Genomic DNA, 25152 nt, shown 5'->3' with positions numbered 1-25152 from the left:
CAGATTGCTGAAAAAGCACGAGGCCCTGGGAGCAGGCCAGGATCCACTGGAAGACGCAGACGAGACGATCAAAGAATAACTAGTCCGGTTTTCCTTTGACCATACCGGTTGACACGGTTAAACCTTCGTGTCAGGAGGACACGGAGGATGAGAGCCTACTCGACGGACCTACGCGAGCGGGTCGTCGCCGCCTGCGACGCCCGCGACGGCACCCGCGCCGAGATCGCCGCCCGCTTCTCGGTCAGCGAGGGCTGGATCCGCAAGGTGCTGCGGCAGCGCCGCGACACCGGCTCGATCGCACCGAAGCCGCACGGCGGGGGCCGCGAGGCGGTCTTCGACGCGGAGGCCGCGGCCCGGCTCCGCCAGGCGGTCCGGGACGACGACGACGCCACGCTGGAGGAGTTGGCCCGGGCCGCCGGCGTCGCGTGCAGCCCCGCGGCGGTGTATCGGGCCCTGCGACGGCTGGGGATCACGCGTAAAAAAAGTCGCGGCGGGCGGCCGAGCAGGACCGGCCCGAGTTGAAGGCCGAGCGGGCCGCCTGGCGGGAGGAGTTCGCGGCGATCGACCCGGCCCGGCTGGTCTTCGTCGACGAGAGCGGGGCCTCGACGGCGATGGACCGGACCTACGGCCGGGCCCCCAGCGGGGTGCGGGTCGACGGCCCGGTGCCGCATGGCCACTGGAAGGTGGTCACCCTGACGGCCGCCGTGCGGCTCGGCGGCGTCCCGGAGCTGGCCTGCCTGGCCTTCGACGGGGCGACCGACGCGGCCTGCTTCGCGGCGTACGTGACGCGGTGCCTGGTGCCGACGCTGCGGCCCGGCGACATCGTGGTGATGGACAACCTCAGCAGCCACAAGACGGCCGAGGTCCGGCGGCGGATCGAGGCGGCCGGGGCGGAGGTCCGCTACCTGCCCCCCTACAGCCCGGATCTGAACCCGATCGAGCCGATGTTCTCCAAGCTCAAGGCGTGGCTGCGCAAGGCGAAGGCGCGGACCGTCGACGCCCTGATCGAGGCGATGGGCGGGGCCCTCCGCGCCGTCCGGCCAGGCGACATCGCCGGCTGGTTCGGCCATTGCGGCTACCGACCGACGACGTCAACCGGCACACCCAAAGGAAAACCGGACTAACGCCCAGGCGGCGTCACCGCCCCTCAACGAGCCCGGCGATCCCCCGAACCCGCGGGAAAGGGAACGATCAGCCAGCGCGAGGGGCGGTCCCCGATCCCCTTGATCACTCGGCGCTCGAACGCGTCGAGGTCCCGGATCTCGGCCTCCGAGGCGTAGATCCCGCAGGGATAGACGTCGTAGACCGATCCGTCGCCGTCGCACGCGAGCGCGAAGCCCGCCACGCCCCCGGCCTCCCCGTAACGTGACCCGTCATTGGCGATGAGGTGGAATTCCGCGACGACCCTGCCGTCGGCACCCGCGGCATACACGGATCCGCAGAGGTCCTGGTCGACGGATATCGGGCCGGTCGGCCGATGATCCCGACCCCGACAGTGCGCCTCCAGGGCATCCGAGAACACGGCCAGGGACAAAAAGACCCCGAAAGGCTCGACCGTCCGCGATCGGAGATCGAAGCGGGCCACGGCAATGGCGACCTCAGACTGCACCGATTCGTCCATCGTTGTCGTCCTCATGAGATGAAGCCCTCGCCGACAGGATAGCGTGGCAGCATCCAGAGGGTAGCCGCGTTCTCCCAATGAACGGCTTGCCCCCCTGCCCCTTGTGGTCTATCCTTTATAGGTCATAAAGGGCGTTATGACCTATAAAAGGACCAGGATCAGGAGCATGCAATCATGGCGTTAAAACCGCGTCCCATCGTGGCGGATGCAGACAGCTTTCGCCTGCTACGTGACGACGTGGGCATCGGCGAGGTCCGCGAGCTGTCCCCCGAAGACGCCAGCCTGATCGCCCGCCACCTCGGCAGCCACGCCGAGACCTTCTACCTCGCGGCGAGCGGCGTCGCGCTCGACACCTACCCGAGCACCTTCCGAAAGGGCCAGCAGGCGATTGCCATCGAGTGGGTCCGCCGCGAGCCGCATCCCCAGGAGAACGAGCCGGAATTGAACACCAATCGCTTCCTCTTCGGCCTCACTCCCGACGAGAAGCACTGCTTCGGCTACGATGTCACTGAGAAGCGGCCGAACGTCTCCAAAGAACAGGTCTTCAACCACTGGACGACACTCGAGGAATTGACCGAGCGATTACCCCCGGCGTCAAGACCCGGAACGGATTCCGAATGAGCAGAGAGATATCGGTCATAACGAGCGGACCAGTCCTCCCCGGCCTCATCGCCGAGGCCGGAGACGGGGCCACGCGCCGCTTCTTCGAGTTCTTCACCGCGAACATCCGCAACCCGAACACCCGCGCTGCCTACGCCCGCGCGGTTGCCCACTTCCTCCGCTGGTGCGAGGAGCGGCACCTGTCGCTCAAGGGCATCGAGCCCATCGCCGTCGCGGCCTACGTCGAGCAGCTCCAGGCCACGCACGCGGCCCCTTCGGTCAAGCAGCATCTCGCGGCCGTCCGCATGCTCTTCGACTGGCTCGTGACCGGACAGGTCGTGCCCACGAACCCGGCCGCATCGGTCCGCGGCCCCAAGCACGTCGTCAAACGCGGGAAGACGCCCGTACTCTCGGCCGAGGACGCCCGCAAGCTCCTCGACAGCATCGACACGACCACCATTATCGGGCTCCGCGACCGGGCCCTCATCGCGACGATGGTCTACTCGTTCGCCCGCGTCTCCGCCGTGCTCGGAATGAAGGTCGAGGACTACTACCAGAACGGCAAACGCTGGTGGCTCCGCCTCCACGAGAAAGGCGGGAAGTTCCACGAGGTGCCCGCGCACCACAACACGGAGGCGTACCTCGACGCCTACATCGAAGCCGCGGGCATCGCCGGGGATTCGAAGGGGCCCATCTTCCGCACGGTCCGGGGTCGGAGTAAAACGCTCACGCCGAAGCCGCTCCGCCGCAACAATGCCCTCGACATGGTGAAGCGTCGGGCCCTGGCCGCGGGTCTCCCGGCCCGGATCTGCAACCACACATTCCGGGCGACCGGCATCACGGCCTACCTCGAGGCCGGCGGCACCATCGAGAAGGCCCAGCAGATCGCCGCCCACGAGAGCCCGAAAACCACCAAATTGTACGACAGGACGAGCGATCAGATCACGCTCGACGAAATAGAGAAAATCGTGATATGATCTTTAACTTTTTATTTAACTCGAATCGAATTCCATTCCAAATTCTACAGACCGAAGCCCCATGACGAACGCACATTCATCACCAGCATATTGCGAGGACCGAATCGACCCTCTCGACTATTGCTCACGGCTCCAGGGCGAGTACGAGATTGAGGCTCCCATCGACGACCGGAAGTCGAATAGCCAAGTCTTCATGCCCCCCACGGTCTGCCGATTCATGGCCAGTCTGCTGGCCATCCCACCATGTCGAGGTGATCTTACATCCTATCCACCAACCAAGCACACTTGGTATACCAACGAACACTGAACAGTCTGGTGGATCTTCGAGACATGGCCGGTCATCCCATCGTCAATCTCAGCGAGTCGTTGAGGCCGTATGCCCCGTGCGACCTCTTGACATCGGCTGCCGGATTGCAGCTGATGCCGGAGAATGCTGACCAAGCACTGCGGCTCGAAGCCCTCGCCCACGCGATCGCGTCGCTTCCGTTAGAGATGAGCAAGCCGAACATTAGCGGGAGCCGCTTCCGAGCTATCTGCAACTCGCCCCCTCTGGGTTCCGTGGCCCCGATGGAGGACCCTTTTCCCAATCCATTCACCGAGGCCGTCGCCTTTCACGGCGGGAACTTCGTCGTCTTTCCCGGCGTCATCGAAGACGCTGCATTTATCTTTCGCCACATCGCTCGTGGCTTGTTTCTGGCACCCCAGGCGTTCCCTTCGGAGGATTTCATCGTCCAGGGGCGATCCATCATCTTAGGTGTGTTGGCCCTGAGCAACGAGATCGCCAGACGAATCGGAATCCCTCGAGGCCTGAGTCCAGTCGCCCGGCACATGGATCCGTTGGTCATCCCGGCGTCGCAGAAACTCGCCATCCTCAAAGACGCCGTCTCTTTCAATCATACTCACCTTAGCCGCGTTTTCGGCCGCCTCCGCGTGGATCCGACTGCTCTGGCAATCCTCACCACCGACTTCGGGGCGTACGATGCCTCCCAGTTCCAACCATCGAGCGGCCTGCTCTCCACCACGCCCATCGTTCGCACACCCGACCGTTGGATCATCGCTCTACCTGGGTCGCTCTTGTCGGCATCCTGGACGGCCCTGATTCGGCTGGCACACGCGCTCGGCGTCCGCCCCGCCCTCGCCGAATACTTTCACGAGTCCGTGTGGGGAAGTGCCCGGGAATCGCTCGAATCCCTGGGCCATCGACCGATTCCCTCACCCATGCCGGACGCTCTCGCAGCGTCCTGCGTCCGTGAAGGGTTCTTTTCCCTCGACTCGGACAAACTCCTTCACGTCATCCTCGTGACGGATTTCTTGGACGCGTACGATCCGGCGGAACCCTTTGGCGAATGGCCGATCGGCACCGTCCGAGACCAGGTCCTCGGACGAATCCGACGAGTCCGAGAACATCTCCGATCACTAGACCAGCCCCCGAGCGAAGTCTTATCCCTCTTCCTCACCGAGGGGGTCGGCCGTGGATTCGTCACGGGCCTCGATCACCCCGATGGTTACGAGTCCCTTCGCCTCTACATGGCGGTGGCGAACCTCGAAACGATCACCATGCTAGAGGGCCGCAATCCGCTCCTTCTGCTGAAGTACGCCCGGGCGGTTGATCGACTGCTCGACCGATCGAAGGTCATCTGCTTCAGCGAACTCGACAGGTTCGCGCTCTATCGCGAGAATGACCATTGCTTCTACCTGGGCGACGACCGCAGGCCCGATCTCCTCAACATCTCGACGGACATGGGCGGGCATCTCCGCTGCGAAGTGGCCCGCAAATTCGACTGGCACGCAGCCGTGTCGTTCGATCCAGGCCGCTATACCGAGGTCGCGGCGCTGCACGGCACGAGCGGCGTCCCCCTCTATATCAGCCGTCGCATCCTCGGCACTCGGACTCGAAGGCCGGCCATCCTCGTGGAGGGCTATACCCACCCCATCTGGATCATAGGCCCACCTTACGAGGATGACGCCTCACTCGTCGGGGATGGGAACATCCCCTTCGTCTTCGCGAGCGCGGTCGCCTACTGGCTTTGGCAGATGACGCCGAGCCTCTCCGACGACGTGCAGGCGATCGTCACATTATCCCCCGTCATAGTCGAACTCACGTTCGATGGCGATTTCATGGATGGCCCCGACGACAACGTGGAGAGAGACGGCCCCGTTGCCTCAGTAACCATTGATCAGGCAGCCACGTCGGTCATGGTTTCGGTCAACCGCACGATCGGACGCTACTTGAATCGAGCCGACAACTCAGGCGAGCGGGCGTTGATGATTCACGTGTTGGAGGGCATACGGCAGCTCCTGCCTCACCAAGATCGCCCTCGCCTTTCCGACCAGGTCATCTCCCAGTACGTCGAGCGGCATGCTCCCCTCGGGCAGAAGAAGATGATCCTCCTTCTGCGCTCTTCCGTAACACCGAGCCTGGATCTGTCGGGGCTCCCGCCATATCGAGCCGTACAATCGGCGGACGAGAATAACCTCTGGGACGAACTCGGGACTCATTTGAGCGAGGTCAAAGGGCTCACGCTCGGCCCCATACCCGATTTCCAGATCAATGGCACTTTCAAGGAGTGCGTCTCCTACTTCTACAAGGCCTTTTCCGACCTCGTCTCCTCCCTCGATCCTACCGGCCTGCTCGAATGGCTGGTCTCCTTCCACGAGACGCTCGTCTATGAGGTCGAATCCACGAGGATGACCATCCCGACCCGCCTCGCCTGCTTCAGTGATGTGGTCGAGATGTCATCAATGCTGAGCAAAGAACTGCCAGAGAGATTCAAGGCCTCGGTCTCGGCCAGGTTCCTTATCGAGTTCGTTACGGCCCAGCCGCCCAAGGGGAATCGACCGATGAGCCTCGAGATCTACGACAGGCTCCTCGCCCTCGCGAGCGAGATCGTCGATTTCGGGCAGTTCAGCGATCTGGTGCAGTACAACCTGGCCAAGGTCGAGATCAGCATGCTCTCATCCGGTCGCCTCGGCATTGGTCGCGATCAATACGACAAGGCTCGTCGATCATTCCTGCCGGTACAGGCGAGGGGGGAGATCGGACGAGCAATCAGATCCCACCATCGCTACTGGAGGCAGCCGGATTCGAATCCGAACAGATCGGATCCGGCCCCATTCACGGAGTTCGACAAGGCGTCGCGAGCGGAGTTCGGGTTCACGCTCACCGAGTTCAGCCAATTCTGCAGCGAAATCCTGACGATCAGCCGTTCCCTCGACCCAGTCGTTTGTCGACTGCCACTGGGAGACCTGCTCGATCGGTTGCGGGCCGAGTTAGAATGGCCAGGTGAGTTGACAAGCCAGATGCTCGACATGCTCACGCTCAATCCTCGCCCCGATTTCCTCTGCCCCCAGAAGCCGTATCAAAGGGAGGACGTATACCCCTGGCGATACAATCGCGCCTTGTCGTACATCCGCCGTCCCTTCTTGCTGAGGGACACGAAGGGCGGCCCCGAAATCCTCTGGGGTCCGCGCCAGATCTACGCCTCCCATCAGAATCTGTTTGGACTCTGCACATCGGGGCGACTCAGGGCCAAAAGCCTCGAGATGAAGCAGTTCGCGAGCAGACTCCTGAACGAACAGGGAGAGATATTCAACGACGCGGTGGCCGATCTTCTCGCGCTGGACCAGAAACTCATGGTCCGGCGGCGCCTGAAAAAGATCCCAGCTTTGCGAGGACAACTTGAGAAGCTCGGCGACGTCGACGTATTCGTCATCGATCAAAGCAAGCGGCGTGTCCACGTCGTGGAATGCAAGGATCTCGAAGGTGCGCGGACTCCGTTCGAGATGAGCAACGAGCTGACGAACTTCTTCAAGGGCTCGGGAGGAAAACCATCGATCGTCGCCAAGCACCAGAGGCGTGTCGACTGGATCCGCGACAATCTGGACGAGGTTCTTCGGTCCTTCGGAATCGAGCGCACCGGGAATTGGCGGGTCGGGTCGATGATCGTCATCGACCGCGAGCTATTCACCCCCTTCCTGCACGCCTCGCCCGTTCCGATCGTGCCCATGGAGCAACTCCGTGATGTCCCGGCGTCCGAAATCGGCAAGTTTATTTCAAAGCACATATAAATTTACATTAATAAAATCATGAAAAGTAATTCTTTCAATCAAAAAATTCGGTCAATCGACCATATCCTCGGCTACTTTTCCCAGGATGTCCTGGCCGTCTATCGCAACAATCCGGACAAGTACGAGGTCGAGACCGACAACTTCGAGGGGAGCATCCGCCTCTGCGACCATTTCGCCGAATCGATCGACGATGATTCGGCGCAGCGAGAGGAGTGGATCGACGTGAGGTTCGGGTTCCGCACGCTGAGCGACGGGAACCTTGCCCTCATGGTGTACCTCCCCGATCTCCTGGAGAAGTCCCAGGGGCACGCGAGGCGATGGGCCGGCTTCCACCTCGATAATCCCACGTGGACCACGGACGAGGACAGGCGTTTCGATCTCTGGATTCGCCGCTATATCGAAGGGTCCTGGGACGTCGACAACGGCCCGCGTTTTCACCTCCGGGAGGTCGTCCGGACCATCAACGCCCTGGCGACGGAGGCAGTGGGAGTCCCCCTCTTCGCGGTCGACGTCGAAGCCGTCCCGTCGTTCCCCATGGCCCAGAACAACCACCGATACCAGGACGCCCACAAGGATCTCTATGGCTACCTGATCGATGGGCTCAGCAAGGAGTGCATTGCCCGGATCGCCGCACACAGGGGCATCACGGCAAACTTCAGCTCGGATCGGACCGTGAAGGCCCTGAAGAAGGTCGTAACGCTTCCGGACACATCGCCCCTCTGGAACGCATTCAAGGGCATCAGCGTCCAGCGAGGAGAGGCCGCCCACGGAGTCCGGGGAGCGGCCGTCCGTTTCCCGGCGTTCGAGACCTTCGAAGGAGACCTCGAGACGACCGTCACCGGCCTGAAAGAGCTCCTGGACGACCTGGAGACCTTGTTTGACTTGGACGGCAAGACATCACTCCAACGCCAGGAGTCGCTGAATCACCTGCCCGCGATCGCCGAGCCTTCGCGGCCGAACTACTCCATCTGCCGGATCACCCAGGCCGTCGGGAAGACCATCGAGAAGGTCGAGTTCGGCTACGGTGAGCGATCGGAAGACACCCACTTGAGCGAGGTCATCCACCTCCACTTCACCGACGGGTCGATCCTGGGCATCCAGACCGGCTCCAACGTCTGGAATGTCTGCCAGGATCACGATGGCATGAAACCGGAGGAGTTCCACATCGACTTCGAATTGAGATGGGTCGAAGGTCCCCAGCCGAAACCCAAAGCATAATCGAGAACCCACCGACCGCGATCAGCCCGATTTCTGAATAGTCACCGGATCATGGTGCTTGTCGAACGGTTTTGGCACGCCGAAGGAGTCATTTCCTCGCCTCCTCTCGGAGGCGTACGATTGGCCGCAAGCCACTCCGCCGATGCTCCTTCAACCGCGCAGCGGCCCGGTTCTCATCACGCAGCGTGATCGCGTCAAACCGGCCGTTCTTCAGCAGATAGACGAACAGTCCGCAGGGATTGGTCGTCCCCCAGTCCAGGGCGTGTTCGACCAGGCTCGCGAATGCGAGCCGCATCTGCTCACTGTCGTCGATGAGCCCCGTCTTCACCGCCTGGTCGTAGAGCACCAAGAGCCGCTTCGTATTCCTCAGATCCTCCATGCGGATGTCGCGGAGCGTCGGCTCGGGGAGAGACTCCTCCCCTGCCTCGTCGCAATTCTCCGCATCTTTCGCGGCGTCCCGCGCGATCGCGGGCCCCTTAAGCCGCCCCCAGTCGATCTCCAGATTGTCGAAGAGCTGCCGGACCATCGGGCCCGAGGCTGGCACATTTCCGCTGCGGGCGCACCACCCGGCCGGACGCTCAGCGCGCCATCGGCGCCGCCCCCAGCTCGGCCGCGGCCCGGTCCCACCGGTCCCGCGTCCACTCCGGCTGCTGCCGCTTGAGCGCGTAGAACGGATCTCCCTTGAACCCGGCCCGCCTCAGCGCGTTGGTCACCGCCCGGACGACGAGCGCGTCCTCCGAGGGACCCTCGCGTCTGGGCTCGATCCGGCCCTCCCGGCCGATACCGGCGACGAGTCCCGAGGTTGGCCCGTGCGGCCCGATCCGATCGGGCCGACCTTCCGGGTAGAGCAGGTTGCGGATCTTCCGCCTCGCGGCGTCCTCGTCGTCCTGGGACAGGAACCGCCAGAGGCCCGAGCGGACGATGCGGACGAAGAGCCCCGGCGGGTTCTTCGAGCCGACCGACCGGGCGCGCTCCGCCGCGGCGAAGAACTGGAGCCGGTCGTGCTCGGACCCGGTGATGAGCCCCTCCCCGATGGCCTGCTCCCGCAGCGCGGCGAGCCGTCCGGGGTCCTTGAGGTCCTCGGCCGTCACCCGTTTCAGGCTGGGACGCGCCCCGGCCGTGTCCGGGTTCCCGTCCTGAATTTTCGGTTGATAAACCCCAACTCCGGATCCGTGCCCGCCGCCCGGGGCGGGTTTGGTGTTTAATTCCTCTTGGAAAGGTTCCTTGTCCAGATCCCTTGGGCCTGACAAACGGGCCCCGATTTCGGCCGGGGGGGCCTGACAAATCGGGCTCTCCGGCTCCTCTGCCCCGACGCTTGCACCGGTCGAGACGGCGCCGTCCCAGTCGAGGTCGACCTCGACCAGGAGCCCCCGGGCGTTCTGCCGGAGCTGGTGCGAGTCGATGATCCGGATCCAGCCGAGCTGCTCGGCGAGGTAGGTGCGGTGGCGGTAGACGGTGCGCTCGGAGATCCCGAACGCCTCGGCCAGCCAGCTCGCCTTGTACGCGCCTCGGGAGCTGACCTGGCCCTTGCGGCAGAAGAGCGTGGCGATGGCGGTGCCGAGGATGACCCCGGCGAACGTATAGCAGGCCCCGGAGGCCAGGAGCCGCGTCATGCGGCGCGGCAGCGGCACGAGCCGCCTCGGGGAGCGGAGCAGGAGCAGCTTCTCGTCGAGCAGTTCCCGCGTCGCCTCGTCGAGCGTCAACTCCGAGGGATGCTTGGCGAGCACCAGCGCCGAGCGCGTGAAGCGCCGCACCAGCCCCGCGCGGCGGAGCCGCCGCAGGGACCGCCGCAGCTCCGGCTCGGCCGCGCCGCCGCAGAGCCGCGCGAGTTCCGCGAGCCCGAACTCCGGGTCCCGCCCCTTCGGCAGCCCGCAGCGCCGTTCCCGCATCTCCAACAGCGCGAAGAACACCCGGAAGTCGAGCCCCCGGATGACCCCGAACTTCCTCAGCCACCAGAGGGCGAAGAGCCCCCCGGCCGCGATTAGGACATATCCCCCCGCGGGCCTGGCCCGCGTCCCGTCCTCATTCCCATTCCGATCGTGTGATCCCATTGCGCTGCGTCCCCCTGCGTGCGGACGAACCTCGGGCGTCCGCGTTCCCCGCAGAGGGCAGTGGGCGTCGTCATGTGCTCCGGATCTCAGGGCGCACGATCCCCGTCTCCGCGCGAGATGGGCCGTTGACAGGGGGGACGGGGTGGGGCTAGAGTTGAGTTACCACACGCAACTCCTGCCCCGATGTTCCCCTGTTCTCAGGCGGCCCATCGGCGGACCCAATAGCAGCGACCCTTGCGGTCGCTGTTTTGGTTTCTGGGGGTCTGGCTCTTTCTCCTCGCTACATAGGCTCCCCTGCCCTCCGAATACAAACAAAATGCCGGACGGCCCCGCCCCCATTCCCGGGTGCGGATCGCCCTAGCTACAAGCCGGTTAAAGTTTTGCAGGGTGAGTATAAGCGCGTCGTTTTCGCCGACGCAACGGTCGAGATCGCGCCGCAAGCGATCTAAGGGCTTGATGTTATGGCGTTATCGCGATAACGCGGCCCGGAATATCGCGATAACGCGTTATCGCGATAACGCGCGAATAACTCGAAAAGAGCCCTTGCGGCAACGACTTAGGGCTGGCACTCTACGGCCGATCCCGGTGTTCTCGCGATAACGGCTTCTCGCGTTATCGCGAGAACACGACGGGACTTGGGACGTCAATTTTTTTTCGAGAGGGAGGCCAGCATGGAGTCGCAGGAGGGCAAATCGCCGCAGGAGGCGCGGAGGAACACGCAGATCATCGCCGTCGGGAACCAGAAGGGCGGGGTCGCCAAGACGACCAACGCCGTGCACATCGCCGCGGCGCTGGGCGAATTGGGCAAGAAATGCCTGATCATCGATCTGGACATGAACCAGGGGGCGACCCGCCACCTGGGGGTGCCGAGCAACAGCTTCCTCGGGAGCTTCGAGGTGCTGATCGGCGAGGAGCAGCCGCTGGACGTCGTCATCACCGACGGCGATGAGGACCTGGAGCTGCCGAAGAACGTCGACATCATCCCGGCCAGCCGGAAACTGGAGACCACCGACCAGGCGCTCCTGCAGCGCTCGAAGTTCATCGTCGAGCAGGACGTGCTGATCAAGCCCCTGAAGAGCCTGGAGGGGGTCTACGACTACATCTTCCTCGACACGGCCCCCAACGCGAACACGCCCACGATCGCCGCCTACAAGGCCGCCCGCTGGTTCATCCTGGCCGCGATGCCCGACCCGCTGGCGATCACCGGCCTCAACGACGCGCTGGTCGACATCCGCGACGCGCAGCAGAACGGCAACGCCGAGCTGGAGATCCTCGGGGTCATCCTCTCGGGCGTCGACGGGCGGAAGACCCGGCTCGCCACCGCGCTGATCAGCTACGTCGACAAGACGTTCCGGTTCTCCGACGGCTCCCCCGCCAAGTTCGCCACCGACATCAGCCGCTCGGTCGTCGTGCACGAGGCCCAGAAGGTGGGCAAGACCCTCTTCGAGACCAGCCCGACGCACAAGCTCGCCGGCCAGTATCGCAAGGTGGCCGCCGAGGTCGAGGCGCGCGTCAACGGGATCACCCTGGCAAACCTGAATGATCCCGAAGAGTTGGACGATGGGGCCGACTTCGACGACGAGGAGGCGGCCGCCAATGCCTAAGCGAATCGCGCCCAACGAACGACCCTACAGCCCCGTCCAGGAAGCCCTGGCGCGGGACGTCCTGACCAGGCACCGCGACCGCCCCGACGCCGCGCCGGGGCTCGCCGTCGTCGAGATCCCGGCGGAGCGGGAGGAGGAGGCGCCCGTCCCCGGCCCCCGAGCCGAGGCCGTCGAGGCCCCCCCTGCCCCGGTCTCATTCCCCGCGCCGCCGCCCGCCGGCGCCGAGGCGCAGCCCGCGCCCCGGACGGCCAAGAAGCGCGACCTGACGCGCGAGAAGCGCATGCTGCTCACCCGCGAGGAGGAGCGCGAGCTGGACCGGCTGATCGAGGAGATCTCCGACGAGCTGGGCGTGCGCGTGAAGGTCAGCAACGTCATGCGCGCCTCGGTGACCCTGCTCTTCAACGTCCGGGAGGAGCTGGCCAAGCAGTGCCGCCGCGCCCAGTTCTCCAAGCGGCCCCGCAACAGCGAGCCGACCGAGATCGCCAACTTCGAGGAGAACCTTGCCCGGCTCTTCGACTCCGCCGTCCGCAACACCCGGCACCGGGACTGACTGGCCGACATCGCGATATCGCGTTCTCGCGTTCTAGGATTCTCGCGTTATCGCGATAACGCGAGAATCCTAAGACGGCAAGTCGAGCATTTCCAGGGATTTATGGCGATCGCGTTCTCGCGATAACGGCGGAACAGGAGGTAAGACTGCCGCGTCACCGCACCCTGACCGCGTGTTCCAGGCCCGTCCGACCGGGGCAGGGCAGGGGCCCCGGACCGCGGTCGCGCAGGAGCAAATGCTCCCGGGGGCAAAGTCGGACGCGTCGCCCTGCCGAAAAGAGCAGCGGTGGGATTCGGAACAGGGCGGACAGACGACCGAGGTGGCCGATGCAGAATGACCCGGGAAGCTCCAAGGCGAAGAAGGGCAGGGCCGCCAAGGCTCAGCGCGGCAAAGGGGCCGAGAAGGTCAAGTGCTCCCTGCTCCTCTCCCCGGAGAACGACCTGCGCCTGACCGTCCTGGCCGCGATGCGCGGCACCGACCGCTCGGGCCTGGTCAACGCCATCCTCGACGACGCGCTGCGCGGCGTGGTGGTCTCGCTCCGCGGGCCCTTGGCCGACGGGGCAGGGGGCGAGCATCCGGAAGAGCCCCGGGCCGCGGACGACGCGGCCTGAGGCGGGATTTCCGTTCTCGCGTTATCGCGTCTTGGGAATATCGCGTTATCGCGATAATGGTGCTTTGAATTTGGTTGATTGCGTGCAGCAAATGCGAGGGGAGGTGGGCGCCATGCTCCTTCGGAAAAACCCCTCGCATCGGCGGCGGCGACCCGGCCGGCAGAGCCCGCCTGGTCGCCATGATGGCCCCCAGCGGCGCGATCGACCTTCGGGACGGGGGTAACCCTGTCCGTCGGGCCGATCGCGCCTCACGGGCGAATTACGACGACGATGCGGCCGCCAGCGCCAGCAGGGACGAGGCCCGCTGGTCCGCGTCGGCCCGCTCCCCCGCGTTGACGAGCTCCCCGCTCATCCGGGTCAGCGCGTCGACCAGGGCGAAGATCGTGAACCGGCCGCGGGACTCGGCGCGGGCGATGGCCTCCTTGGCGAGCCCCTTGGGAATGCCGTTTCGGGCCAGCGCCTTGAGCACCTCCTCGGCGTCATTCCCCAACGTGGTCTCCATGGCGGTGCGCATCACCGAGACGAAGCCGTCCCGGCGCGCGTCGCGCGTCTCGACCAACCGCTCGATGATCCGGCGGATGTCCGAGAGCGCCTCGCCCACCTTGCCCGTGTGCTTGCGGGCGAACTCGACGACCTCGGTGGCGTCCCAGACGATGTGGTTTTGGCACACGGCCTGGAACCAGAACGTCGCGACCCCCACCGAACGCTTGCCGACCTCGCTGTTCCAGGCGAAGAAGCCGGGGGCGAACGCCTCGCCCCCAATCTCCGCCCAGCCGGTCGGGTCGATCAGGAAACAGAAGAGGTCCTGCTCCCCGCAGTAGAGCCCCGTCCCGCCGGTGATGCCGCGGGGCGGGGGCTCGAAGTCGACGGCGAATTCGCGGAGCATCGTCACGAGGTCCGCGTTGTGGAGCCGGGTGTACGCGGTGCCGTGGATCGACCGGATCCGGTCACCCTCGGCGTAGAGCTGGAGCGGCTTGTTGCCCGCCGGGAGCGTCTCCCGGAGCACGCGGCCGGCCGTCTCGGGCGAGAGCCGGTTGACCGTGTCCTTCGAGACGCCCGCCAGGGCGCAGAGCTGCGAGAAGCTCCAGTCGTTGAGCGCCAGGCCGTGCTCGTCGCCTTCGTTTTCGCCGACGTCGAGCCGGAGGCTCCCGTTCGCGACGGGATTCAGGGCCGAGGGCGGCCTCCACACGTCCCGCGATCGCGCCTTCTCGCCGTCGCAGTGCGCCCAGAGCGCCTGGAGTGACGGGAAGACCTCGTCGGGGTTGCGGCGGAAGAGCTGCCCGTGGGCATGGGTCAGGTTCGTGGCCATCGTCGATGCGGTCCCTTCGGGTCCAACGCAATTGACATCAAGAAACGCGTCGGCTTGGGTCTCCCCGAGCCGGGCAGCGATTGCACCACCCGCGCGAATCTGCGGGCGGGATCGATCCCCGGCGCGGAGAGTCCCGGGGCCCCGAAAGGCCGAGAAAACCTGAAAAATCTGCGAAAATGAAAACCGTGTGCGCCCATCGGCCACTCGCCATCGCGGGGACGTCATCGTCGCCCACGCCGGCCAGCAACCGGGGCAATCCCCTCTACCGCAATCGTCTGTTCGAGCGGAGTTCTAGCGCAGCGTGCGGCGGAGCACAATCGATCGGGGCAGGGGGGACGATGCGGGGCGAAAGTTGACCCCGCTTGCCCATTCTGGGATCACTGAACATCCGGACCAAGTGGGTCGGGATGTCGAGCGGGAGGCCACTTCGATGAATGCGGCAGGGAGGGAGTCGGACAACGAGACAAGACTGGTCCTGGAGGGGAGCTACACGCCCGGCGACTATTTTGAGGGACCCGTCTCGCTGCGAGGGGCGGGCTACACCCTGACGATCGACGACGGCTCGATCGTCGCCACCATCGACCTGCCCGACCCCCACGTCGGCCAGGCGTTGCGACCCGAGATCGAGCAAGCGATCGGGCGCGTCTTCGACGCGCAGCAAGTCATGACGTGCCGGCCGCACGAGAGGACCAGACTCGGGATGACGCGGCATCATCCGGACGGACGGAAGGATGTTTGGGTGTTGGCCGAGTCGATCATCGCGATTACCTCGGTCCATCCGATCGACTTCCGGGTCACGAACGCCGAGGGGCAGATCACCTGCGACTCGCGGGCGGAACGGCTGGACGCCCGGAGGCAGTTTCGCGAACAGTGCGTGAGACACGCTGGGGACCCGACCCTCTCGAAGCTCCTGGCGAGCCTCACCCGATCGGTCGACGATCCGCCGAACGCCCTCGTCCACCTCTACGAAGTCCGCGACGCGCTCAAAGATCATTTCGACGGGGAACAGGAGGCCCGGCCGAGGCTCGGAATCACCAGGGCTGATTGGTCATACCTGGGGAAAATCTCGAATGACGAACCGGTCCGGGAAGGTCGCCATCGCGGCCTCCACTGCGAACTCCGCCCGGCTTCGGAGGACGAGCTCGAGAGGGCACGTTCCATTGCTCGGCAGATGATCCGGGCGTACACGGACCACCTCGACCGATCGAATCCCGGCGCAGAAACCACCGAGTAATGTCCCCAATGCGAACGCTGGCATCGCAGCAAACCGAGCTGATCCGCCGGATCGGCGAGCGTTGTCCCCTGGCGATCGTCGCCTTGACGGTCCGCACCGGCCTCCGCGTGCGTCGGCTCGTGGACCACCCGGACGTCACGCGGGGCATGACGCTCGCGCTGCGCATCGGCCGGGAGTATTGCCTCCGGGACGACCGCCCGTCGCGGGCCCGTCTGGCGCGCGCGCTCGGCTACCTGAAGACGCTCCTCGACGCCATCGAGCCGGGCGCGCCGATGGAAACGGTGCCCTACCAGGCCGAGAACGCCGCCGTCGCCCGCCTCTCCGACGTCGTCCAGGCGCACGAGGACATGAACCTCGAGCGGATGCGGGGCATGGCCGAATTCGCCGCGCGGAGCGCCTCATTCGCGGCGGAGCTGGCCGCCAGGGAAGGGCAAGCCGCGGCCTCGGACGAGGATCGCGTCGCGCGTGGACTGGGGCGTGACCTCGACGCGGCGTCCGAGCTCGGGCCGGAGATCACCGCCCTCGACCCCGGTCCCGGCGGACCGCTGGGGCCCCTCTGGGACCGACAGGATGGACCTCCCGCGTGGGAGCCGCCGGGAAAACGGCGCGGAGATTTGACTCGGATCTCCGATTCTGAGATCTCACGCCTGGTGGAGTACGCAGACAAGAAAGCACATCTCGGTGACACCCTCGACGGAGCGACGCTCCCCGACCGATCCGGCGTGGCTGAATCGCTGGAGGCGATCGGCCGCGACATCGAGCGTGCCGCGGCCCCGCTGCCCGCGGAATTCGGCAGGGCGCTGCGCGAGGGGATGCCCGCCGGCGAGGCCGTCGCCGCCCTCTCGGCCCAGCTCGACGCGCTGCATCGCCCGGTCGTCGAGGCCCTGCGTGGCCTGCTCTCCCGGCTGCACGAGGCGGGGAGCCTCGGGTCCTACGAGGAGAACGCCCGGGCGGCCGACGAGGTCTACCGCATCGCCAAGTCGTGCGGCGCGGACCTGATCTACGACGGCGAGGCCGTCGCCCTCGGCTGCGTGAAGCGGGCCGACTACAAGGACGGCGCCTTCCGGGTGCGGACGCTCAGCGGCAAGCCGAGGACGCTGCTGACCTCGAAAACATTCCCGTCCTTGCAACTGTCCGTCTGACGCCCCGCCCCGAGGAAATCCGCGGGAAAATCCCGGGCACCTTGATCTTGACCAATTTGGTCAGTATTTTTAATTGGAGCTGACCAATTTGGTCAGATACCCGTCTCTCGACGACCGCGAGACCGGAGCACCACCTCCCTCGTGCTCGACGGTCACCCGCCAACCCGCGTCTCCCCGTACCCAACACGACACGACCCGCGAGGAGCAGGCCGGATGAACGACAACGAGCAGGAGCGGCGCGATCGCGAAGAACGCGAACGACGCGAGCGCGAGGATCAGCAACGCCGCGAGGAGCAGCAACGCCAGGCGTGCCAACCGCAGCCCATCGGCGCGTGGCCCTACCAGACTTACGGCGCCGCCCAGACCGACTGGTCGAAGCGGTTCGGCTGATCGCCGCCGCCATGACAACCGACCGACGAGGCCCCCGGGGCCGCTTGCCCCGGGGGCTCCCCGCCGCGCCCATCACTTCGCCGGGACCGGGGGAGGACAACGACCGGAATCCATCGAGACGAACACCGAGGCCGACAGGAGGCGAGATCCATGGGGATCCTCAACCGCGTGATCAACGCCGTCATGGGCTGGCTCGTCATGAGCGCCGGCCGCCGCGCCCACCTGGCCATCCGGATCTCCGAGGCGGGCGAGGCCCGGGCCGCCCTGGAGCTCGCCTCGAAGCTGATCGAGAGCGGAGAGCCCGCCGACGTGGCCCTCGGCACGCGGCTCAGGGCCGCCGTCGCCGAGTCGGCCTCGCTCCGCTGGGAGGAGGGTGACATGCCCGCCGGGGAGGCGGACCTGCTGGCCGAGGCCCTGGGCCGAGTCCGGCCGCGCCATGCGCTGAACGGATCCGTCAACGGCAATGGCAACGGAAATGGCAAGGGGAACGGCCGGGCCGCGCTCGCCGCCCCGCGCCGCATGCAGCCCGATACCGATCCCGAGATCGCGACCCTCTTCGACGAGATCGACTGGCCGGCCTCCGACCCGGACGCCGATCCCGACGACGACCTCGGGCTGACGCTCGAAGACGATCCCGAACCCAAGTCCGAGCCGGAGGCGCCGCCAATGCCGCCGAAGCGGAAGCGGGGGCGGCCCCCAAAAAAGTCCCGAGACGCCTCGGCCCCGGGCGACGACGCACCGGGATCCGCCGATCCCGCCACGCCGACGGCCCAGCAGCAACCGCCGCAGCCGCCGAAGCGGCCCCGAGGCCGGCCCCGCAAGCACCCGCGCCCCGGGGCCGAGGGCCGGGAGGGCGGCACGACGGGCCCCGCATCGTCGCCATCGGGCCCCCCGAGCCCGAGGCCCGCATCGTCCTGACCCTCGGGCTGGGCGTCATCGCCCGCCGACGCATCGCCCCCGAGCCGCCCGTCCTGGCACGGCCGGCCGACATTGATGCCGACCCGGGAGCGGCAGGGGGCTGGGTCTTCTCCGCGACCACCACCACCAGCACGACGACGCCACCAACACCCACACCCACACCCACCGACCGGGGACACGCACCATGAGCCATCATCCCATGACGCCGCTGGGCCGCACCGTGCGGCTCGGCGACCTCGTGCTCGGCGAGCACGGCGCGATCGACGTCGGCGGCACCCGGCTGCCGGCCGGGATCGAGATCAAGGATTGCCACCTCGGCACCGGCGCCGACCGGGCGACCCTCTCCCGGACGCCCGACGGGCGGGTCATCCTCCGCCACCGGGGCGAGACCCTCGCCTACGCCTGGGACCCCGCCGAGGGCCGCTGGTACGGCCCGAGCCCGAATCCCAATCCGGAGGCCGTCCCCGCGCCCGGCCCGCTCCACTTCGGCCCCGGGGCCCGCGTCCTGCTGGCGGCCGTCGCCGTCGGGACGCTGGCCTGGATGCTCCCCCGCGCCGGGTCCCGGACGCAGCCGACGGCGAACGATGCCGCGCGGATCGGAGCCGATGCCCGTGGGGAGGAGCCGCTGGCGGAGATCGTCGACGACCTCGAGACGGCCCTCGAATACGGGGAGCTGGGCCTCCAGGAGGTCACGCTCTCGGCCGAGCAGCAGGAGCGCATCGTCGACGCCTTCGCCGCCCAGGCCCGCGTCGCGCGGGCGCTGGAGCAGGAGATGGGGCCCTTCCAAACCCGGATGATCGACTTCGCGGTCGAGCTGGGGGAGCTTGAGGGCGACGCCCGGCTGCCCTTCGCGTTGCGCCGCCGGGTCGCGCAGCTCACCGCCCCGCACCTGGAGCAGACCTTCTACGACATCACGACCGGGGGCCAGGGAGTCGCGCCGATCGCCCAGCAGGCCGAATGGCAGGCCGGCCGCGTGCTGCGCCGCGAGGGCCCGTTCACCCTGGCCGACGCCTGCCGGGCGCTCGACGACCAGGCCGCGCTGGAGGCGGCCTTCGAGCACGTCAGGACGCACCACGAGCGACTCGACGCGCTGCTGCCGGAGATCCCGCCCCGCTTCCTGGAGGGGCGCGTTGTCGGGGAGGACCTCGAGCCGACCTTCGCCACGCTCTTCGCCGTCGACGAGGACGCGGTGTACGAACCGAGGAGCGCCGGCGAGCTGAAGCGGCTCATGGGGCGCCTCGCGCAGATCGCCCGCACGGACGGCCACCCGGCCGCCGACGAGGCCGCCACGGGGGAGGCACGCCGGCTCATCGCCGGCTTCGTCGCCCGCCATTCGACCCTCCCGGGGCGGCTGGATCGCATCGCCGGGGACCTGGCGCGGTGCCGCCGCGAGGCCGAAACGCTGTTCGCCCCGATGCTGGCCGATCGCGGCGTAACCCCACGGTAAAAAAGCGGAAAAATCGGGCCGAGAGGTCTGGCGCTCCCTGAGGGAAACCCGTAAAAGATCGCGTGTACGTTTAACCGATTTTCACCACGGAACGCCAGCGCTATGAGCGTGCTCGCCACACGGGTCATCCTGGAGGGCCTCGTCCCGATCGCCACCGGCGCCGCGGCGTATCACTCCGCGCGCGGCCTCCCCCTGCACCCGGTCCTGGCGGCCGCCGTCGGCGTTGGCATCGCCCTCTGGCTCGCGTCCAAGGCGAATTTCGACGCGGGCAACCTCCTGGCGTCTCGGAACGAGGACGTCCGGCTCGACGAGGCGGTCTCGTTCGTCGCCTCCTGGGTCGGCCTGCACGCCCTGATCCCCCTGGCGGCCCTGGGCGGCTACGGGGCCGGCCTTTCCCGCGGCACGCTCACGGCGCTCGGCCTCGCGACGGGCGCCATGCTCTGCGTCGCCTGGCTCGTCCGCCGCCACTACGAGGGCCCGCCCTCGGACCACGTGCGCGGGGCGGAGGTCAAGTCGCTGGCCCGCATGCGGCGGGACGCCGCCCGCAAGCTGCCGCGCGGCGACGCCGGGCTGCCGTTCGGGGGCGTCATGCTCCCCAGCCACCGGGCCAACGCCCACTTCTGCTTCATCGGCTCGCCCGGCAGCGGCAAGAGCGTCTCGATCCAGCTCCTGATGCAGCGGGCCTTCCCGGCGATCGGCGCCGGGCTCGGCCACCGCGCCGTCGTCTTCGACTCGAAGCTCGACGCGCTGCCGCAGCTCGAAGGCCTCGGGCTCTCCTGCCCGATCCGCACCCTCAACCCCCTGGACGCCCGCGGCTACGCCTGGAAGCTCGCCGACGACATCACCGACCGGGCCCTGGCCGCCGAGCTGGTCGAGGTCCTCTTCCCGGCCAACCCCAAGGCCAGCCAGCCGTACTTCGACGAGGCCAAGAAGGTGCTCTGCGAGGCGGTGATCGTCTCCTTCATCGAGCACACGCCGGGGGCCTGGACGCTGCGCGACGTCTGCCACACGCTGCTGAGCCCCGAGCGGATCCGCGCCGTGCTCGGCCGCACCGAGGAGGGGCGCGAGACGTTCGCCCGCTACTTCGCCAACGAGAAGACCGCCAACGACGTGATGAGCACGCTGGCCAACGGCGTCGGCCAGTACCGCATCGTCGCCTCGCTCTGGCACCACGCCGAGCGGGAGGGCCGGGCCCTGAGCCTCGGCGAGTTCGCCGCCTCCGAGGGGATCCTCGTCGTCGGCCGCAGTCAGGTGGCGGGCAAGGCGCTGAAGGCCATCAACCAGGTGATCGTCCAGCGGCTGATCCAGCTCGTGCTGGAGAAGGGCAACCGCGCCCAGCTCGACAGCATGGCCGACCGCACCTGGTTCATCCTCGACGAGTTCAAGGCCCTGGGGCGGCTCCGGGGCATCGAGGACCTGATGACGATGGGCCGCTCGGCCGGGGCCTGCGTGGTCCTCGGCTTCCAGGACTGGCGCGGGCTCTGCGCCGTCTACGAGGAGAACGAGGCCCACGAACTGGTCGGCCTCTGCGCCCACAAGGCGTTCCTGCGGATCGACGGCAAGGAGACGGCCCGGTTCGCCAGCGAGTCGATCGGCGACGTCGAGTGGTACGAGGAGTCGACCGGCCCCAACGGCGAAAGCCGGTCGATCCAGAAGCGCACGCGGGTCCTGCCCAACACCTTCCGCGAGCTGCCCAAGACCGGCGTCGAGGCCGGGCTGCACGGCTACTACATGAGTGACGAGGACGCCTGGTTCGCCCCGCTGCGGGGCGCCGAGGTGTTCCGGGGCCTGGCCCGGCCCGACCCGGGCGTGCCGGGGCTCGTCCGCCGCGACCCGGCCGACCAGCGGCTCCGCCCGCTCGAAACCGAAGACTTCGAGCGGCTCGGGATCGAACCGGGACTCGAACCCGGACCCGGCCCGGGACAGGATCAGGAGCAGGATCGAGACCAGGATCACGAGCCGGACCTCGTGGGTCAGCTCGACGAGGTCATCCGGCAGATCGAGCGTCGGGACGCCGCCGGACCGACGCGCCCCCGAGGGGGCGGGGCTAGGGACCGGATCGCGGCCCTCGGCCGCGTCAGCCTCCGGGCCGGCCCCGGCGAGCGGGAGCGGGAGGGGCCCGCATGAGCGTCAGACGCACCGCCACGCTGCGGTCCCGATCGGTCAGCTTCCGCGTCACCGAGGACGAGTACCGGGAGCTCACGCGGCACGCGAACGCCGTCGGGCTCTCGCCCGGGGAGTTCGCCCGCCTGGCGACCGTCCAGCGCGTGCAGAACCGCCAGCAGCAGTTCATCGAGGAGGAGGTCGCGGCCATCCGCGACGACCAGGCCCGGCTGCGGGACGACCTGGCGACCGTGACCCGGGCCATCCTGGTCGCGCTCGACGTGCCCGAGCCCGAGGCCGAGCGGTTCGTGCGGGAGGCGCTGCTCTTGGGGGGATAGGGGCGATGGCGGAAGCAACGGCAACAGTGATGGCCGCAAGGCCGGCAGAGCAGGGGAGGGACGAGCCATGCTGAGCATCGCGCCGGTCACGCCGGGCCACGCCAGCTACTACCTGGAGATCGCCTCGGCGGACTACTACGTCCGGGGCGGCGAGCCCGAAGGGACCTGGATCGGCGGCGGCGCCCCCGCGCTCGGCCTGCGGGGCCGGGTCTCCGGCGAGGCGCTGGAGAACCTGCTGGACGGCCACTCGCCGCGGTCCCGGCACGTGAAGCTCGTCCAGAACGCGGGCAAAAGCGGGGTCAACTACCGGGACGCCTCCGGCGAGATCCGGGTGCGCCACCGCCAGATGGGCTGGGACCTGACCTTCTCGCCCCCCAAGGACGTCGACGCCCTCTGGGCCGCGGCCCCTTCCGACGTGCGGGCGGAGATCCAGCGGTGCCACTTCGACGCCGTGCGGCGGGCGATGAATTACCTGGAGTCCGAGGCGGCCGTCTGCCGCCGCGGCAAGGGGGGCACCGAGCGGGAGGCGGTGACGCTGGCCTGCGCCGTGTTCGAGCACGGCACCAGCAGGGCGAATGACCCGAAACTCCATTCCCACGTCGTGGTCGCCAACGTCGGCGTCCGGGCCGACGGCACGACCGGCACCGTCGAGAGCCTCCCCTTCTACCAGCACCAGCGCACCGCCGGGGCGCTCTACCGCGCCGAGCTCTCGCACCTGCTGGGGCAGGAGCTCGGGATCCGCTCCCAACGGGCGACCGAGACGGCCGAGGTCCTGGGCGAGCCGGTCACCATCCCGAAGAGCTGGTTCGAGCTGCCGGGCGTGCCGAGGGAGCTGTGCGATCACTGGTCCAAGCGCCGCCAGGACGTGCTCGCCTACATGGCCCGCTACGGCGGCTCCGGCGCCGCCGACGCCGAGGAGGCGGTCATCAACTCCCGGGGCCGCAAGGAGATCCGGCCCCGCGGGGAATTGCTCGCCGAGTGGCAGGAGGTCGCCCGCGCGCACGGCTTCACGCCGCAGGCCGCCCGGGCGCTGACCGGCCACCCCGTCGAGCACGGCCGCGACCCCGAGGCGATCATGACGGGCGCCATCGACGAGGCGCTCCGCGCCGTCACCGCCTCCGAGAGCGTCTTTACCCGCCGGGACCTCGTGCAGCACGTCGCCGAGGCCGTACAGGGCCGGGGCCAGGGCGCGGACGCGGTGCTGGAGGCCGTGGACAGGGCCCTGGAGCACCACCCCGAGGTCGTCCGCCTCACCGAGCGGGAGCCCGGTACCGGTACTGGCCCCGACGCCGAGTCCGAATCCGCCTACACGACCGTCACGATGCTGGAGCTGGAGGCGAAGCTCCTGGAGGACGCGGGCATCATCCGCGATCGATGCGAGGTCAGGGCCTCGGACGCGTCCCTGGAGGCCACCCTGGCCGGCCGCCCCACGCTCACGGCCGAGCAGAAGATCGCGCTCCTGAAGACCACGCGCGAGCCATCCGACCTGCAACTGGTCTCGGGCGACCCCGGGACGGGCAAGACCTTCTTCCTCGGGGCGCTGCGCGAGGCCTTCGAGCGCGACGGGATTCAGGTTTCCGGCGCGTGCGTCGCGGGCAAGGCGGCCCGGGGCCTCGAAGAGGAGTCGGGCATCCGGAGCCGGACGGTCTACGGGCTGCTCCGGGACCTCGAAGGCGGCGACCGGGAGAAGGCCGACGCGGCGCTGCCCCGCCGCTCGGTGCTGGTCGTCGACGAGGCCGGGATGCTGGGGACAAGAGACGCGGCCCGGCTGCTGGAGGCCGCCCGGGAGCGCGAGTGCCGCGTGGTCCTCGTCGGCGACGCCAAGCAGCTCCAGGCCGTCGACGCCGGCGGCCCGCTCCGGGGCCTGCTGGACCGCTTCGGCGGCGCGGAGCTCACGGGCATCATCCGCCAGCGCGAGGAGATCACCGGGGCGGTGAGCCCCTGGAAGGTCGAGGCCATCCGGCAGATCGGCCGGGGCGAGGGGAGCAAAGCCCTCCAGGCGTACGACGAGAAGGGCTGGGTCCACGTCGCCGAGGACCGCATCTCCGCCATGCGGGAGCTGGTCGCCCGCTGGGGCGAGCACGCCGGCGAGCCCGAGAGGGCGCTCATCTTCGCCGCGACCCGCGCCGACGTCGCGCGGCTCAACGACCTCTGCCGCGAGGAGCGGATGGCGCGGGGGCTCATCCACCGCAGCCGCACCGTCACGCTCGACCCGGGGACGACGCTCCACCAGGGCGACCGGGTGCTCTTCTCCGCCAATTCCAAACGGATCGGCGTCTCCAACGGGGACCTCGGGACGATCGAGCGGATCCGCGGCCGTTCGCTCGCGGTGCGGCTTGACCGGGGCGAGACGGTCGTCGTCCACGCCGACACGTATCCCTCGCTGCTGCCCGGCTACGCCATGACCACCCACCGGGCCCAGGGCGTCACCGTCGACCGGGCCTTCGTCCTGGCCGGGGGCCCGATGCAGGACCGGGAACTCAGCTACGTCCAGGCCAGCCGGGCCCGCTACGAGGTACGGTTCTTCGCCTCGAAGCTCGACGCCGGGGAGAACCTCGATCGCCTCGGACGCAGGGTCGAGCGGTCCCGGCCCAAGACCCTGGCCAGCGACGTCGGGACCGCCGGGGAGCACAGGACACGGGGCCGAAGGGAGGCGGCCGTCGGGCCAGAGCTGACGCTGGTTGTATGATTGATACTGATAATTGATGGCAAAAAATTTAATAACTTATTATATGTGCAAAAAAGTTTTTGCCGGATCGACTCGGTCGGGTCGACCACCTAATCCTTCGGCAGGTAGAGCCGCCGGGGGCGGTGTAGGTGAGGAAGAGCCCCCGCTGACAGTTCACCTGTTGTAAGCGTCAAACCAACCACATGATCGGTTTGACGCTTACAAACCGAGAACAGGGCAAGACGCGAGGATGTCGGCTGGGAAGTGACCCTTGAGTCAGCCCGGGAAGATCCCATAATACCA

Annotated in this window: 21 protein-coding genes; 17 read left to right on the top strand and 4 right to left on the bottom strand. The window is 67.5% G+C overall.

All coding sequences use genetic code 11. The annotated features are described in order from the left end of the window. Window positions 1-108: 108 nt before the first annotated feature. Window positions 109-522, top strand: coding sequence for an IS630 transposase-related protein (locus tag HG800_RS25915; protein WP_169981135.1), 414 nt, complete (start codon window positions 109-111; stop codon window positions 520-522). Beyond that, window positions 519-1124, top strand: a complete 606-nt coding sequence (locus HG800_RS25910; RefSeq protein ID WP_169981133.1) for an IS630 family transposase — start codon at window positions 519-521, stop codon at window positions 1122-1124. Before HG800_RS25915 ends, HG800_RS25910 begins: the two co-directional genes overlap by 4 nt. Before the next feature lie 23 nt (window positions 1125-1147). Here HG800_RS25910 and HG800_RS25905 read toward each other — a convergent pair whose 3' ends face one another. After that, window positions 1148-1636, bottom strand: a complete 489-nt coding sequence (locus HG800_RS25905; RefSeq protein WP_169981131.1) for a hypothetical protein — start codon at window positions 1634-1636, stop codon at window positions 1148-1150. 159 nt (window positions 1637-1795) lie between these two features. On the opposite strand from HG800_RS25905, the gene HG800_RS25900 reads away from it, so the two are divergent. The 4 genes from HG800_RS25900 to HG800_RS25885 all read left to right on the top strand — a co-directional run bounded on the left by HG800_RS25900 (window position 1796) and on the right by HG800_RS25885 (window position 8484). Further along, window positions 1796-2242: a hypothetical protein gene (locus tag HG800_RS25900; protein ID WP_169981129.1), complete on the top strand. Its 447-nt coding sequence runs from the start codon at window positions 1796-1798 to the stop codon at window positions 2240-2242. After that, a complete protein-coding gene (locus HG800_RS25895; protein WP_169981127.1) occupies window positions 2239-3198 on the top strand; it encodes a tyrosine-type recombinase/integrase in 960 nt (319 codons plus the stop codon). Before HG800_RS25900 ends, HG800_RS25895 begins: the two co-directional genes overlap by 4 nt. 330 nt (window positions 3199-3528) lie before the next feature. Next, window positions 3529-7266, top strand: a complete 3738-nt coding sequence (locus HG800_RS25890; protein WP_169981125.1) for a hypothetical protein — start codon at window positions 3529-3531, stop codon at window positions 7264-7266. An 18-nt stretch (window positions 7267-7284) separates the two neighbouring features. After that, on the top strand, window positions 7285-8484 hold the full coding sequence (locus tag HG800_RS25885; RefSeq protein ID WP_169981123.1) for a hypothetical protein: 1200 nt from the start codon (window positions 7285-7287) through the stop codon (window positions 8482-8484). Window positions 8485-8572: 88 nt separating this feature from the next. Here HG800_RS25885 and HG800_RS25880 read toward each other — a convergent pair whose 3' ends face one another. Beyond that, window positions 8573-9010: a hypothetical protein gene (locus HG800_RS25880; protein ID WP_169981121.1), complete on the bottom strand. Its 438-nt coding sequence runs from the start codon at window positions 9008-9010 to the stop codon at window positions 8573-8575. A 52-nt stretch (window positions 9011-9062) separates the two neighbouring features. Beyond that, on the bottom strand, window positions 9063-10535 hold the full coding sequence (locus HG800_RS25875; protein ID WP_169981119.1) for a hypothetical protein: 1473 nt from the start codon (window positions 10533-10535) through the stop codon (window positions 9063-9065). Window positions 10536-11206: 671 nt separating this feature from the next. Here HG800_RS25875 and HG800_RS25870 point away from each other — a divergent pair. The 3 genes from HG800_RS25870 (at window position 11207) to HG800_RS25860 (ending at window position 13300) form a co-directional block, all read left to right on the top strand. Then, complete coding sequence (locus HG800_RS25870; RefSeq protein WP_169981117.1) at window positions 11207-12139, top strand: ParA family protein; 933 nt, start codon at window positions 11207-11209, stop codon at window positions 12137-12139. Continuing rightward, on the top strand, window positions 12132-12689 hold the full coding sequence (locus HG800_RS25865) for a hypothetical protein (protein ID WP_169981115.1): 558 nt from the start codon (window positions 12132-12134) through the stop codon (window positions 12687-12689). The genes HG800_RS25870 and HG800_RS25865 overlap by 8 nt, the downstream gene beginning before the upstream one ends. 326 nt (window positions 12690-13015) lie before the next feature. Further along, window positions 13016-13300, top strand: a complete 285-nt coding sequence (locus HG800_RS25860; RefSeq protein ID WP_169981113.1) for a hypothetical protein — start codon at window positions 13016-13018, stop codon at window positions 13298-13300. 259 nt (window positions 13301-13559) lie between these two features. Here HG800_RS25860 and HG800_RS25855 read toward each other — a convergent pair whose 3' ends face one another. Next, on the bottom strand, window positions 13560-14609 hold the full coding sequence (locus tag HG800_RS25855; RefSeq protein ID WP_169981111.1) for a DUF932 domain-containing protein: 1050 nt from the start codon (window positions 14607-14609) through the stop codon (window positions 13560-13562). A 430-nt stretch (window positions 14610-15039) separates the two neighbouring features. On the opposite strand from HG800_RS25855, the gene HG800_RS25850 reads away from it, so the two are divergent. From HG800_RS25850 to mobF, 8 genes are all read left to right on the top strand, one after another. After that, on the top strand, window positions 15040-15843 hold the full coding sequence (locus HG800_RS25850; RefSeq protein ID WP_169981109.1) for a hypothetical protein: 804 nt from the start codon (window positions 15040-15042) through the stop codon (window positions 15841-15843). An 8-nt stretch (window positions 15844-15851) separates the two neighbouring features. Continuing rightward, window positions 15852-16985: a hypothetical protein gene (locus HG800_RS25845; protein WP_169981107.1), complete on the top strand. Its 1134-nt coding sequence runs from the start codon at window positions 15852-15854 to the stop codon at window positions 16983-16985. A 213-nt stretch (window positions 16986-17198) separates the two neighbouring features. Then, window positions 17199-17375 carry a hypothetical protein gene (locus tag HG800_RS25840; protein ID WP_169981105.1) on the top strand — a complete coding sequence of 59 codons (177 nt, stop codon included), beginning with the start codon at window positions 17199-17201 and terminating at the stop codon, window positions 17373-17375. A gap of 150 nt (window positions 17376-17525) precedes the next feature. Continuing rightward, window positions 17526-18293, top strand: coding sequence for a hypothetical protein (locus HG800_RS25835; RefSeq protein WP_169981103.1), 768 nt, complete (start codon window positions 17526-17528; stop codon window positions 18291-18293). 184 nt (window positions 18294-18477) lie between these two features. Next, window positions 18478-19740, top strand: coding sequence for a hypothetical protein (locus HG800_RS25830; RefSeq protein ID WP_169981101.1), 1263 nt, complete (start codon window positions 18478-18480; stop codon window positions 19738-19740). 102 nt (window positions 19741-19842) lie between these two features. Further along, window positions 19843-21867 carry a type IV secretory system conjugative DNA transfer family protein gene (locus HG800_RS25825; RefSeq protein ID WP_169981099.1) on the top strand — a complete coding sequence of 675 codons (2025 nt, stop codon included), beginning with the start codon at window positions 19843-19845 and terminating at the stop codon, window positions 21865-21867. After that, entirely contained in the window at window positions 21864-22181 is a 318-nt protein-coding gene (locus HG800_RS25820) for a plasmid mobilization protein (protein WP_169981089.1), read from the top strand. The genes HG800_RS25825 and HG800_RS25820 overlap by 4 nt, the downstream gene beginning before the upstream one ends. Window positions 22182-22248: 67 nt before the next feature. Continuing rightward, window positions 22249-24870, top strand: a complete 2622-nt coding sequence (mobF, locus tag HG800_RS25815) for a MobF family relaxase (protein WP_169981087.1) — start codon at window positions 22249-22251, stop codon at window positions 24868-24870. Window positions 24871-25152: the final 282 nt, after the last annotated feature.

The organism is Tautonia rosea (assembly GCF_012958305.1).
GTDB lineage: Bacteria > Planctomycetota > Planctomycetia > Isosphaerales > Isosphaeraceae > Tautonia > Tautonia rosea.
Note: the sequence above shows the minus strand (reverse complement) of the source record. Positions and strands in the feature narration are given on the sequence as shown.

What these genes read in the sequence shown, in the direction of transcription:
- HG800_RS25870 (WP_169981117.1), top strand. Translation starts at nt 11,207, where the DNA reads ATGGAGTCGCAGGAGGGCAAATCGCCGCAGGAGGCGCGGAGGAACACG.
- HG800_RS25895 (WP_169981127.1), top strand. Translation starts at nt 2,239, where the DNA reads ATGAGCAGAGAGATATCGGTCATAACGAGCGGACCAGTCCTCCCCGGC.
- HG800_RS25845 (WP_169981107.1), top strand. Translation starts at nt 15,852, where the DNA reads ATGCGAACGCTGGCATCGCAGCAAACCGAGCTGATCCGCCGGATCGGC.
- HG800_RS25855 (WP_169981111.1), bottom strand. Translation starts at nt 14,609, where the DNA reads ATGGCCACGAACCTGACCCATGCCCACGGGCAGCTCTTCCGCCGCAAC.
- HG800_RS25900 (WP_169981129.1), top strand. Translation starts at nt 1,796, where the DNA reads ATGGCGTTAAAACCGCGTCCCATCGTGGCGGATGCAGACAGCTTTCGC.
- HG800_RS25860 (WP_169981113.1), top strand. Translation starts at nt 13,016, where the DNA reads ATGCAGAATGACCCGGGAAGCTCCAAGGCGAAGAAGGGCAGGGCCGCC.
- HG800_RS25850 (WP_169981109.1), top strand. Translation starts at nt 15,040, where the DNA reads ATGAATGCGGCAGGGAGGGAGTCGGACAACGAGACAAGACTGGTCCTG.
- HG800_RS25820 (WP_169981089.1), top strand. Translation starts at nt 21,864, where the DNA reads ATGAGCGTCAGACGCACCGCCACGCTGCGGTCCCGATCGGTCAGCTTC.
- HG800_RS25880 (WP_169981121.1), bottom strand. Translation starts at nt 9,010, where the DNA reads ATGGTCCGGCAGCTCTTCGACAATCTGGAGATCGACTGGGGGCGGCTT.
- mobF (WP_169981087.1), top strand. Translation starts at nt 22,249, where the DNA reads ATGCTGAGCATCGCGCCGGTCACGCCGGGCCACGCCAGCTACTACCTG.
- HG800_RS25830 (WP_169981101.1), top strand. Translation starts at nt 18,478, where the DNA reads ATGAGCCATCATCCCATGACGCCGCTGGGCCGCACCGTGCGGCTCGGC.
- HG800_RS25825 (WP_169981099.1), top strand. Translation starts at nt 19,843, where the DNA reads ATGAGCGTGCTCGCCACACGGGTCATCCTGGAGGGCCTCGTCCCGATC.
- HG800_RS25905 (WP_169981131.1), bottom strand. Translation starts at nt 1,636, where the DNA reads ATGAGGACGACAACGATGGACGAATCGGTGCAGTCTGAGGTCGCCATT.
- HG800_RS25840 (WP_169981105.1), top strand. Translation starts at nt 17,199, where the DNA reads ATGAACGACAACGAGCAGGAGCGGCGCGATCGCGAAGAACGCGAACGA.
- HG800_RS25885 (WP_169981123.1), top strand. Translation starts at nt 7,285, where the DNA reads ATGAAAAGTAATTCTTTCAATCAAAAAATTCGGTCAATCGACCATATC.
- HG800_RS25835 (WP_169981103.1), top strand. Translation starts at nt 17,526, where the DNA reads ATGGGGATCCTCAACCGCGTGATCAACGCCGTCATGGGCTGGCTCGTC.
- HG800_RS25875 (WP_169981119.1), bottom strand. Translation starts at nt 10,535, where the DNA reads ATGGGATCACACGATCGGAATGGGAATGAGGACGGGACGCGGGCCAGG.
- HG800_RS25865 (WP_169981115.1), top strand. Translation starts at nt 12,132, where the DNA reads ATGCCTAAGCGAATCGCGCCCAACGAACGACCCTACAGCCCCGTCCAG.
- HG800_RS25890 (WP_169981125.1), top strand. Translation starts at nt 3,529, where the DNA reads ATGGCCGGTCATCCCATCGTCAATCTCAGCGAGTCGTTGAGGCCGTAT.